Source organism: Pseudomonas sp. GM74, assembly GCF_000282455.1.
Lineage (GTDB): Bacteria > Pseudomonadota > Gammaproteobacteria > Pseudomonadales > Pseudomonadaceae > Aquipseudomonas.
Window position 1 is genome coordinate 17,565 of record NZ_AKJG01000082.1, and the last position, 12,399, is coordinate 29,963.

The window sequence follows — 12,399 nt, forward strand, 5'->3', positions numbered from 1 at the left end:
ACGGACTGAATCTCGTATCGAGGTTCAGTCCGCCTGCCAAGGGCCCCCGGATACTTACGCTCGAGAGGCTTTGTCAAGGCTGGGCAGCAAGGGACTGCTCGCTACCGATGAATGGGTATGAACAACCTCCGCCCGCACCTCCTCGGGCTTTTGCTCCTCGATCTCACCATTGAGTGCCTTGTGCATCTTGACGGTGTCCAGCGCCCCGACCCATTTGGCAATCGCCATGGTGCCCACGCCATTGCCGATGGTGTTGGTGATTGCCCGCGCTTCCGACATGAACCGGTCGACACCCAGCAACAACACCATGCCCGCCACCGGTATGGTGCCCAGGGAAGACAAGGTAGCGGCCAGAATGATGAACCCGGAACCGGTGACACCTGCCGAGCCTTTTGAGGTGAACATCAGCACCGCCAGCACGATCAGTTGATCGGTCAGGGTCAACGGCGTGTTGGTCGCCTGGGCAATGAATATCGCGGCAATGGTGTAGTAGATCGCTTGCCCGTCCGGGTTGAAGGTCAGGCCGGAGGGAATGATCATCCCGGCGACGGGTTTGGACACCCCGACCTTCTCCATTTTCGAAATCATCTGTGGCAGCACCGACTCCGAAGAACTGGTACCCAGCACGGTGAACAATTCTTCCTTGATGAACTTCAAGAACTTCCACAGGCTGAAACCGCTGTAGCGGCATATCGGACCGAGCACGAAGATCACGAACACGGCACAGGTGAGATAGACGCAAGCCATCAACTTGCCCAGAGAGAACAGCGAGCCGAAGCCATACTTGCCGATCGTGAAGGCGATGGCACCAAATGCGCCGATCGGTGCCAGGCGCATGACCATGTTGACGATGCGGAACATACCCTGCATCAGGCTATCGAGCGTATCGACGAATGCCTTGCCCCGTGGCCCTACATGCGCCAGGGCGATGCCCAGCAGAATGGAAAACAGCAGGATCTGCAGCACATTGCCCTTGGCGAAGGCATCCACGATGGTGTCAGGGATGATGTTCATGACGAAGTCCATGAACGATGCATGTTTCACCGCCGAGGTGTAGGTGGCCAGGCTGGAGGTGTCGAGGGTGGCGACATCGATATTCATGCCGGCACCGGGCTTGAACACATCGACCACCACCAGGCCGACCACTAGCGCCAGGGTCGAGACCACTTCGAAATAGAGCAAGGCCCGAAAGCCTACACGCCCCAGCTCCTTCATGTTTTCCATGCGGGCAATCCCTGTGACCACGGTCAGGAAGATCACCGGAGCGAGGAGCATCTTGATCAATTTGATGAAGGCATCGCCCAAAGGTTTGAGCGCAGCGCCGGTTTCGGGAACGAACACGCCGACGATGGCGCCGAGGATCACGGCGATCAGCACTTGCACATAGAGTTTGCCGAATATTCTTTTCATGACAGGGCCCTGATTTTTTATTGTTGTCAGGAAATGCCAAGGAGTCAGATCAACTGACCTGCTCCTCGGCGTTGTGCCGCAGTACTGCCTGCAAGCGCTGGAAAAATCAGCGGTTGATCAATGCGATGACCGCATCCGTGATCTGGCGGGTGGTGGCGTTGCCGCCAAGGTCCGGGGTGTGCAAACCACTTTCGGTCACCGCTTCGATCGCTGACATCAACTGCTTGGCGCAGGCGTTTTCACCGAGGTGCTCGAGCATCATCGCGGCCGTCCAGAACGTCGCGATCGGGTTGGCCACACCTTTGCCGGTGATGTCGAACGCCGAGCCGTGGATCGGTTCGAACATCGATGGGAATTGACGTGACGGGTTGAGGTTGGCGGTCGGTGCGATGCCCAGGCTGCCGGACAGTGCCGCGGCCAGGTCAGACAGGATGTCGGCGTGCAGGTTGGTGGCGACGATCACATCCAGCGTCGACGGTTTGAGCACCATGCGCGTGGTCACCGCATCGACCAGTTCCTTGTCGATCCTGACGTCCGGAAAATCCTTGGCCACTTCGTAGAAAATCTCGTCCCACAGCACCATGCCATGACGCTGGGCGTTGGACTTGGTGACCATGGTCAGGTGCTTGCGTGGACGACTGCGCGCCAGTTCGAAAGCGAAACGGTGAATGCGCTCGACGCCGGCACGGGTGAATACCGAGACTTCGGTGGCGACCTCTTCCGGCAGGCCACGGTGTACCCGACCACCGTTGCCGGAGTACTCACCTTCGGAGTTTTCCCGCACCACCACCCAGTCAATTTGATCGCCGTTGTGCAGCGGGCTCTTCACCCCCGGCAGTACCCGGGCAGGACGTACGTTGGCGTATTGGTCGAAGCCCTGGCAAATCGGCAGGCGCAAACCCCAGAGTGAAATGTGGTCCGGCACGTTGAGCGCGCCCACTGCACCGAAGAAGATGGCATCGAAGGTTTTCAGTTCTTCTAGGCCACCTTCGGGAATGTAGTAGCCGTTTTTCAGGTAGTTATCCGAGTTCCAGTCGAAATGTTTGAAATCCAGCTGGAAGCCGGACTTTTTCGACAGGGCTTGCAGCACCTCGACGCCAGCGGCGATCACTTCGACACCGATGCCATCACCTGGAACCGCTGCAATCTTGTATGTGCTCATGGTCAACTCCACTCTCGTAGTTTCTTGTTGTGTCTGTCGAACGGGCTGTTCAATCAGGGTGTGAGCGGAGTATATGTAGTGAACAAATAGGTGTGAGTTACTCATAATCACTACATAAATAACTTTGAGTTACGAATGAGCCAGACCCTGGATTTGTCGTTTTTCTACCTCTTGGCCAATAAAGGCAGTCTTGCCGCGACTGCACGGGAACTGGGTATCACGCCGCCGGCGGTCAGCAAGCGTCTCACTGCGCTGGAGGCTCGACTGGGCATCCGCCTGGTCAATCGCACCACGCGCTCCATGAGCCTGACTTCGGAAGGTGAGCTGCTGTTTTCCCACGCCGCCCGCATCCTGACGCAGATCGATGAGGTCGAGCGGTTGATCCACAGCAGTCGGGCCACACCCAAAGGCCTGATTCGGGTCAACGCGTCGCTGGGTTTCGGTCGCCGATACATCGGCCCGGCCCTGGGTGCATTCTTCGCCCAGTACCCGGAGGTGGAGGTGCAGCTGGAAATCAGCGATCACCCCCTGGACCTGACGACCCATGGGTTCGACCTGGGCATACGCTTCGGCACCCTGCCGGACGCCGCCTTCCACGCCCGCAAGATCGCGTCCAATCGCCGTCTTCTATGCGCTTCGCCGCTGTACCTGGAAAAGCATGGTGTACCGCAACGCCTGTCGGACCTGCAGCAACACAACTGCATCTTTCTCAGGCAAAACGAAACGCCCTACGGTGTGTGGAGTTTCACCAACGGGGGGCGCACGCAAAACATCAAGGTCCGTGGCGCACTGGGCTGCAATGACGGCGAAGTGGCCCTGAATTGGGCGCTTGAAGGCTACGGCATTCTGTTGCGCGCCGAATGGGACATTGCCCGATACGTGCGCAGCGGTCGCTTGCGATTAGTGCTGGAAGACCAGACCCCGACCCGCGCCGATGTATATGCGGTATACCCGCAACAGTTACACCTGTCAGCCCGTGTGCGCAGCCTGATCGATTTCCTGGTGGAGCGTTTCCGGCACATTGACCACCTGGATGAAACCGCAGGCCTGCACGACTGAACAGCCTGGGCCCGCAGTCACTTCCGCCAGCAGCGGGCACCGATGAAGTCGGGTTCAATGACAGCAATCGGTCATCGAAACATTCAGAAAGTGGCCAAGTCTCTTCCCCCAGACACCCCGCACAATTGCACCCGGTATTGGGGGATATTCCCCGTCATCGGGGTATTCATCCTGGCTACTCATCCGCCAGCTTGGAGCCGGCGGATAAGGGGACACGGCGTAGAGCCATCATTCACCTCCTGTCACTTTCGGCGGGAAATATGCATCGTTCCCATCCCGGCCCGACATCAAGCGTTTCGCCAGTCGGGCTGGAAGCTGTGGCTCGTTATCCATGTATTGCCACGCTTCGAGGAACCCGTCAGAGGTGTTTGCGATGAAACTGGATGCCGGAAGGCCGAAACCTAGTCCATTGTCCAAAACCAGACTGGCGTTGAGTATCTCTGCTGCCGTGATCGTGTTTGGGCTGGGCTTGTCCCAGACCCGGGCAGCCCCCCTCGACAACACCGATCCACCGCCTCCTACCGACCCATCGGCGTTCACCAATCAGCCCGCCGACCCAAATGCCGCATTGAGGGACTTGCTCAAGTTGCCTCCCGCAAACGTCGGCGCTTTCGACTTGCCCAATGGAGTAGTCGGTAACCGCCGAACCCCCTTGGTCGACAATGTGCTGCCACCCAATCTGCAACCCAGTTTCAATATCCCTACCAACGGCAACGCCAGCCCGGTGTTCGGGGCTCAACCGTTCACCCAGAAGCTTGAACTGTTCGAGGAGTTCGGCTCGAACAAACTGGATGCGACCGACCCGCCATCACCCGTTCCGTTTCCGGTTCCGACGCTGGGCCCCGCGCCGGCGCAAGATCCATTGAACGTAGCGCGTAGCGGCCCGTCGCCGGCGGCGCTGGATGCCTTTCTCAGAGAGCCGGCATTGACGCCCTTCCCGACAGAGTTCTCCAATGTACTGGACCGCAACCCCTGGAAGGCGCAGATCGAGCTTTTCCTCAACCGCCGGGTCGATTCACCCGCAGAAGGCCGGCCACCGGGCAAAGGCTGGTCGCACCAGCGTTTCAATGAGTTTTTCCCGCGCGACGCCTTCAAGACTGTGCAAGCCGGCGCGCACGTCAACAGCGGCTTGCGTGATCGTATGCAACGGCATAACTACGCCGTGGGGGAATTTGCGCCAGGCGGGCTCTACCACAACACCAACGGCAACCCGAACAACGAGGGCACGACCAAGGGCATTCAAGTGCAGTTTCACGCCAACTTCCCTGTCCAGGACCACAATTCGCTGTGGACCTTCGACGGCACCTTTCCGCCCAAACTGCTCCTGGTACGCTATGGCCAGGCGATGCTGATGCGTCATTACGATGCCTTGCCCATTGACCCATCGGCCAACCGGGGCTTTGGCCTGCACACCCTCTCCACCCACGAACATAACGGCCACTCGCCCGCCGAAAGCGACGGTTTTGCCAACGCGTTCTTCTTCCCGGGCCAGTTCTACGACTATCGCTGGCCGATCCAGTTGGCAGGCTACGACAGCATCAATACCAGCGCTCAGGATCCGCGTGCGGCGTTCCCCTGCGACCCCGGTGAAACCCTGTTCGTCAACGACGCCAACCCCGGCTTCAAGACTTGCGAGCAAGGCACCATCAAGATCCGTGGCGACTGGCGCGAAACCATGAGCAGCCACTGGTTCCACGACCACATGCTCGATTTCACCGCGCAGAATGTCTACAAGGGCAATGCGACGATGATGAACTACTACAGCGCCGTGGACCGCGGCAACGAGTCGGTCGACGACGGGGTCAACCTGCGCTTGCCCAGCGGTTCGGGGCTGGGGTGGGGTAACCGCGACTATGACGTCAACCTGACGATCGCCGACAAGGCCTGGGACCAGGCCGGCCAGTTGTGGTTCAACCCCTTCAACACCGACGGTTTTCTCGGTGACCAGGTGCTGACCAACTGGGAGTACAAGCCCTTCCTGGACGTACGTGCCCGCCGCTACCGTTTGCGCATTCTCAACGGATCGGTTTCTCGCTACTTCAAGCTGGCGGTGGTGCGTCAGGTCAATGGCAATGGTGGCGAGTTTCCTGGCCCGAACGGCTCCGGGGTTTCCTATAACCGGGTGCCGTTCCACATGATTGCCAACGACGGCAATATCATGGAGCACGCGGTGCCGTTCGATGGCAGCCTGGACCTCGATGGCGACGGCGACACACAGAACCACAATGCCATTCTGCCGATACAGGGCATTTCCGAACGCTATGACATCGTCGTCGACTTCGCGAAAAACGGCATCAGCCCGGGCGACAAGATTTTCTTCGTCAATATCGAGGAGCATGAAGACGGCAAGCGCCCTAATCGCGACATTCCATTGGCCGATGTACTCTCCGGGAAATACCTGCCCGTTGTCAGGCAAACCAGCCACGGGCCACAGTGGGTCAACGGTGACCCGGGCGTGGGCCTGTTCCTGCAATTGAACGTCCAGCCTTACACCGGCCAGGATGTCAGCATGAACCCGGTCGACTTCGAGCCCGCCAAGCCTGGCAAGCCCGAGGGCAAGTTCATGATCCCCCTGCCCTTGCACCGTGATGACCCTGCCGATATCGCCCGGCTTGCCCAGGCGCGGCACCGCACCTTTATCTTTGGCCGCTCCAACGGCACGGATTTCAAGCCCTGGACGATCAAGACCGATGGCGGCGAAGGCTTCGGCATGGACCCACGCCGGATTTCAGCCGCGCCACAACTGGCCACTGGCCCGACACCGGCGGGGTTCAAGGGTGAAGGTACGCTGGAAGTCTGGAAGATCCAGAACGGTGGCAATGGCTGGAGTCACCCGGTGCATGTGCACTTCGAGGAAGGGATCATTCTCACTCGAGGTGGAAAACCACCACCCGAATGGGAAAAAGGCGCGCGCAAGGATATCTACAATGTAGGCCGCCATCCCGAGAGCCTCGAAAATGTCGAAATGGCCTTACGCATCCGTGAGTTTGCCGGTACCTACATGGAGCACTGCCACAACACCCAGCATGAGGACACGGCGATGCTGCTGCGTTGGGACTCCGAGCACCCGGGCCAGATCCAATTGATGCCCACACCTTTGCCCAGCTGGGACGGCGTTAAATTCGTGAACTCGGTTGCGTTACCGACATTCCGTACGGGAGATGGCGTCGGGCCACAGGTCAAGGTCGACAATAACCAGGAAACCGGCAGCGGCAGCGGCAGCGGCAGCGGCAGCGGCAGCGGAGGCTAGCGTCGCCTATCAAACGGCTGGTCATGTCGTCGGCAAACGCAAAAAACCGACTGCATGACCGTTTCAATCCCAAAGCCGCCTGTCATCACGGTCGGCTTTGGGTCCAGGCTGTGTGAAAACGCCTGCGATTGTCTAATCGTCTGGATCGTGGCGGGGACGATCATGAAGCGATTCATTGAAGGTGAGGCCCGGACGCAAGTCACGTTGCTGCCGGAATGCCTGGATGATTACGTAGCCGAATAAAACCCAGTGCGAGTGGTCGACGTTTTCGTCGATGAACTCGACTTGGGTGCACTTGGGTTTGAGGGTGTTGATCCTGCTGCAACGGGGCGTCCGGCCTACCATCCAGCGATCTTGCTGAAGATCTATATTTACGGTTGCCTCAATCGGATTCAGCCCAGCCGCCGGCGTGAGCGTGAGCGTGAGGCCGAACGTAACGTCGAGCCGATGTGGCTGACGGTGGTCGCCGACCGAGGTTATTACAAGGGTCTGGAAATCCTTGCCTGCGAGCAGGCTGGCATCGCCACCTTCGTGCCGAAACCCCTGACCTCAGGCAGCAAAGCCGAAGGCCGATTCGGTAAGCAGGACTTCATCTACGTTGCTGCATCGGACGAGTAAACAACGATGCGCTCCTCTGCCACCTTGATGAACGATTCCTGTGTCTTGCGGGCGTTTTCGTTCGAGGCCGCGATGCCGGCCGCCCTGTTTTACAGTTTATTTCGGGATGTATTTGGACAGAGTCGCCTTAAGCGCCTCGGTGACAAGAGCAATCAGAAGTGGCTCGGAACTCGACTGCATATCTCTACCAATTTCGGATTGCTGTTCTTTCACTTTTACCGCGTATTTTGATGCGCGGCCTTCAGACACGAGTGATGACAACTCTTCTTGAGAGAATGACTTCTCATAGGCTGCCGCAAGGTTCTCATCCCACTTAGGCTGATACTGCGGCAGCAATGCATTGATTTCACCAGACACGGCACTGTTTGCATCTGCACTTCCAAGCTTCGTGACGATCATCGCGTAGGTAATCGTTCTTTTCGCTGCCGAAAGTGCAAGGATAGAGAGGTTTCTGCCTATCTGTGCCTGGGCAACGAATGTGCGAGCATCTTTATGTGAGGGTGTTTCAGCAAACACTGTATTTGAAAGCGCGACGAGCATTGTGAAGACGATAGTGGCAGCAAAAATCCGTATCATTTTCCAGCTCCACAGGACGGAGATAAGTGTTTCATCAGGGTAGTTTCATCCCGAAGGTTGTGCCACTGAGTGACCACTGCTGCAGCAGGTGGTTTGAGCACGGCGAGACTTTGAATACCCTGGTTGAGGAAACTTGAATCACGCCGGCTTTTCAGGCATTACGACGACATGTTCATTGCTTGTAGTAAGCGCTGGCGTCGTCGAGTTTCGACTTCGAGGGCACCGCCTGCTTCGCCGTCTCGGATCCGGTCGACAAGGGTACGCTCTGCGTGACGTTGGCCATCCGGGTGATTTCCACCTGCACTTTATCCTTGCCGAGCAGGTAGTCAGCGAGTTTCTGGGAAAACGGCCAGTAGTTCAGATCGGCTGTCAGGGTCAGCGGTCCGACGGCGTCGGCCGGCACCAGGAAGGAAAACTCTCCGATATCGTAGCCCTTGGGCAGAATGCGGTTGTCCGAGAGAATCTGCGTGGCATTCCAGACCTCGACGTCCAGCGGATTGCCGTCCTTGTCGCCTATGTGCACCTTGAAATTGCGTGTGTTGACCTCGGTCTTGCCGTCCTTGATCGAACCCAGGCGATAGATCTGGCGACCATTGGCATCCTGCACCCGGAAATCGATCCACATCTCCCGACCCTCGGGAAAGCCGGTCGGCAGCTTGTGCCCGGCGCCGACGTTGGTCACCTTGACGGCTACAGAGGTGTATTGCCCGGGCGTCATGGCTGCCGGCACTTGCTCGAACTTTATGTCCCCGGCGCGCCCGAGCATGTCGCGTGCCCGTTGCGCGCCCTCCTCCTGACCGAGATGCTTGAGCATCATTGCATTGGCTCCGCTGAACCAATGCGAGGCAACCTCCTCACGGTCTGGCCCCATGATCGCGGCCTTACCCTTGAAACCCGGCATGTGGCAGCTCTGGCAGGTCACATTGTTAAGGCTGTAGGTGCTCTCCTGCCACTCGTCATAGGTGCGCTCCACCGCCACGCTGCTGAAGGGGTGCGTGACGTTGTGGCAGGTGCCGCAAAAGTCCGAGCGGGTGTGCAGGGCGGAATACACGGTGTCGTGATAAGGCGAAACGGCATCCCTGCGCGGGCCGAACTTGGTCGGCTTGCCGTTCGCTCGCGGGCTCAGAACATAGGCACCGTTATCGAGGCCCGTGCGGGCACTGATGTTGTGGCAGGTCTCGCAATCGACCCCAGGCATCGGATGATTCTTCGCGCTGTCTTCAATCGAGGAGCGGTTGACCTGCGAATTGATCTGCCCGGTCGTGAGACCGATCGGGGTATGGCAGCCGGTGCAGAAGTTATCGACCTTTCCCTCGGTGGCCGAACTCGCACGCTTGAGCAAGGCCCGATAGATGGGTTCATCCCAGGCCTGGGACATCATCGATGAACGCCACTGTTTGTAGATCTCCGTATGGCAAGCGCCACAGACCTGGGCATTGTCGAAGTCCTTCACATTCAGGATCAGGTTGCCGGTGGTATTGGCCCGATGGGGGAAGAACGGCATCCCGCCAATCACATGCATGAGCCTGGAACGTGCCGGCTCCAGCCACTTGTCATTACTTTGATTGTCATTGCCCTGAGGCTCGTCCGCCGCCACCAGCGTTACCGCGAGCAGGCAAACCAGCGTCCATGGAATGATCAATACCGATAACCGGTGCAGCGCTGACTTGAAGTGATACATATCGACGTCCCCTGGACAGTAGCAGAGGATGACCGCAGCACTTCCATTGAGTAGCCAGGGGTATTTCGCGATGCAACCCGACGGTTCCATCAATCACTCAATGGGGGTACTGACAGCTCCACGGCGTCCCGACACCTTTCATGAACGGGATAGCCTCGCTCAGCAATTACCCTGCCATCGATCTGACAATTTTTACCGGCATGCCTGAACGCCCCGCAAACATTGCTCTGAAATTGAAATTCACAAGCGAATGGAGACGCGATTCCTGCTGGGGAATCGCGCCCAGTAGCGGGGGGAATTCACTCCGAAACCGGGGGGATTCAGACCAAGGGCCAGTCCTGCGGTACAACCGCCGCACAACATCCGATATTCGTATTACGCTCCGGGGTTAAAGCCCGCTTTGATCCGTTACTTGGGCCGACGACTCTCTATCGCTGCAACCTGCTGCACTTATGCACCTGATTGCGCAATAGGAAAGGGTTTCTGCGCGCAGTCCACTCCGCAAAACCGGGGTTACTCGCTTTACCGGGTACGACTTACTCTCTGTCCTTGGTCGACCGAATAAGACTGCCCCGCAACTTCACAATGGCCTTCTGCATCTGCACGAAGTCGTCAGGGTCAAGACCGGTTTGCGGGAAGCCGTCTTCGGTGAGGCCTTCACGCAGTTTTCGCCCCTCTTTGGTGAGACTGATCCGCACCTGGCGTTCGTCTTCCGGGTCGCGCTGGCGCAGCAAGTACCCCATCGCTTCCAGTTTCTTCAGGATCGGCGTGAGGGTATTGGATTCGAGAAACAGCTTTTCACCCAGGCTGCCAACGGTCTGGTTGTCTTCCTCCCACAGCGCAACCAGGGTGATGTATTGCGTGTAGGTCAGGCCAAGCCGTTCGAGCATCGGCTTGTAGGCCTTGCCGAAGGCCAGGTTGGTTGAATAGACCGCAAAACACAGGAACTCGGAGAGCTTGAGATCCAGGGCGGATGTCTTGTCGGTGTTTTTCATGGGCGATCTCTTGGGTCAGTCTGGCGAGACTGAAACTATACGTCGTACGCGATGGTATCGGAAGTGCGTATAAACACCGACGGCCGGCTCACCGGGAAGATCCCCGGTGAGCCGGCCGCAATGGGGGTTATGCCGTCAGGACGTTGATGTCGACATCAATGTTGCCGCGTGTGGCCTTGGAGTATGGGCAGATTGCATCGGCGTTGTGGGCCAACTCGGTCGCCACCCCTTGGTCCAGCCCTGGCACTCGCAGGGTCAGTCGGGCCTGGAGGAAGTAAGCCGCACCGGTCTGGCCCAGGTCCACTTCAATGTCGACGGCCGTGTCGCTCGGCAGAGTCACCCTCATCTGTTGGGCGGCCAGCCCCACCGCTGCGATGTAGCAGGCCGACCACGCGCCGGCGAACAGTTGCTCGGCTTTCGGGTGCGGCTGGACGGCGGTGAGCACGTGTGCCGGTGTGTCGCTGCCGGGGGACGACAGCACGATGTCGAGGTTGCCGTTGTGGCCGCGCGAGGTGTTGCCTGCGCTGTTATGAGTGGTGTGGGTTTTGCCGGTTGCCAGTACTTTTTCAATCTTGCTCATGATGATTCCCTCAGGATTACAGTGAGTTATGTTCGTGCACGCTTGCATCGCATGCGATATTAGTGATGCATCCGGGCATCACGCCGTAATCACGTTCAGGGCAACGTCGATATTGCCGCGTGTGGCTTTGGAGTATGGGCAGATTGCATCGGCGTTGTGGGCCAGTTCGGTCGCGACATCCTGTGCCAGCCCTGGCACTCGCAGGGTCAGTCGGGCCTGAAGGAAATAGGCCAGACCCGTCTGGCCCAGGTCCACTTCGATGTCGACGGCCATATCCGCCGGCAGCACGATATTGCGCTCCTGGGCCACCAGCCCCACTGCCGCGGTGTAGCAGGCAGACCAGGCCCCGGCGAACAGTTGCTCGGCTTTCGGGTGCGGCTGCGTGGCGGCAAAGACGTGGGCCGGCTGGGCAGAACCAGGAGACGACAGTTCGATATCGAGGTTGCCGTTGTGACCGCCGACACCGCTGTGAGTGGTGTGGGTTTTGCCGGTTGCCAGTACTTTTTCGATTTTGCTCATGGGGACTTCCTCAGCATTTAATCTTTCGTGCGATTGTATCGCATACGATATTAGTGACATTTAAAAATACAACGTTTACCAATTGGCGTGTGCAATGATCCAGTTGTTGCCGTTTTGACCATGGGAAACGTGAGCGGTCGAGATAAACATTGTGCGGCGGCTTCCGGTGTTCATGGTTAAGTCTCCAAACGGCAAGGGTTGTCGTTGTATCCTATCGCTTTCGATTTAATCGTATGCGATGGGTGAATATTCAACCAAATCCCCCATGATGTCAAAGCCTGTTTTATGCCTTGGCGATGAGCGGTAGACGCGAGGTAAACCCCGCTCCTCTCCCCCTCGTCGAAAGGATGATGCGCTTTTCACCGTCCAGGCCTCTGGCTACGCGCTTCGGATCGCTTTCACCCATGAAGGTCAACGCTTTGGCGCTGAAATGAAATGGACGTATTTCACTCAAAAAAAACCGGCCATATGAGTAATGCCAGTCAGTTAAGCAATTTCAGCCGCGACACCCTTTGTAGCAGCTGCCGAGCCTGCGAGGCGGCGTTCGGC

The 12,399-nt window shown here is 58.1% G+C and carries 9 protein-coding genes and 1 pseudogene; 3 read left to right on the top strand and 7 right to left on the bottom strand.

Features of this window, described 5'->3' with window-relative positions:
• Positions 1-54: 54 nt before the first annotated feature.
• A complete protein-coding gene (locus PMI34_RS11255; RefSeq protein WP_008051013.1) occupies positions 55-1,410 on the bottom strand; it encodes a dicarboxylate/amino acid:cation symporter in 1,356 nt (451 codons plus the stop codon).
• Between the two features lie 106 nt (positions 1,411-1,516).
• Entirely contained in the window at positions 1,517-2,572 is a 1,056-nt protein-coding gene (locus PMI34_RS11250) for a tartrate dehydrogenase (protein ID WP_008051017.1), read from the bottom strand.
• Between the two features lie 135 nt (positions 2,573-2,707).
• Here PMI34_RS11250 and PMI34_RS11245 point away from each other — a divergent pair, with 135 nt between their 5' ends.
• The 3 genes and pseudogenes from PMI34_RS11245 to PMI34_RS11235 form a co-directional block, all read left to right on the top strand.
• A complete protein-coding gene (locus tag PMI34_RS11245; RefSeq protein ID WP_008051019.1) occupies positions 2,708-3,631 on the top strand; it encodes a LysR substrate-binding domain-containing protein in 924 nt (307 codons plus the stop codon).
• 373 nt (positions 3,632-4,004) lie between these two features.
• Positions 4,005-6,881, top strand: a complete 2,877-nt coding sequence (locus PMI34_RS11240; protein ID WP_008051020.1) for a multicopper oxidase domain-containing protein — start codon at positions 4,005-4,007, stop codon at positions 6,879-6,881.
• Between the two features lie 162 nt (positions 6,882-7,043).
• Positions 7,044-7,340 (top strand): annotated as a pseudogene (locus tag PMI34_RS11235) (transposase); the annotation flags it as partial.
• 255 nt (positions 7,341-7,595) lie between these two features.
• Here the strand turns inward: PMI34_RS11235 and PMI34_RS0127360 are convergent.
• The 5 genes from PMI34_RS0127360 to PMI34_RS11215 form a co-directional block, all read right to left on the bottom strand.
• A complete protein-coding gene (locus tag PMI34_RS0127360) occupies positions 7,596-8,075 on the bottom strand; it encodes a hypothetical protein (RefSeq protein ID WP_238538789.1) in 480 nt (159 codons plus the stop codon).
• 172 nt (positions 8,076-8,247) lie between these two features.
• Complete coding sequence (locus tag PMI34_RS11230; RefSeq protein WP_008051024.1) at positions 8,248-9,756, bottom strand: multiheme c-type cytochrome; 1,509 nt, start codon at positions 9,754-9,756, stop codon at positions 8,248-8,250.
• Between the two features lie 536 nt (positions 9,757-10,292).
• Entirely contained in the window at positions 10,293-10,751 is a 459-nt protein-coding gene (locus PMI34_RS11225) for a MarR family winged helix-turn-helix transcriptional regulator (protein ID WP_008051025.1), read from the bottom strand.
• Positions 10,752-10,878: 127 nt separating this feature from the next.
• Positions 10,879-11,331 carry an Ohr family peroxiredoxin gene (locus PMI34_RS11220; RefSeq protein WP_008051026.1) on the bottom strand — a complete coding sequence of 151 codons (453 nt, stop codon included), beginning with the start codon at positions 11,329-11,331 and terminating at the stop codon, positions 10,879-10,881.
• A gap of 78 nt (positions 11,332-11,409) precedes the next feature.
• Positions 11,410-11,850 (bottom strand): Ohr family peroxiredoxin, encoded by a 441-nt coding sequence (locus tag PMI34_RS11215; protein ID WP_008051027.1) that lies wholly within the window; start codon positions 11,848-11,850, stop codon positions 11,410-11,412.
• Positions 11,851-12,399 lie beyond the last annotated feature (549 nt).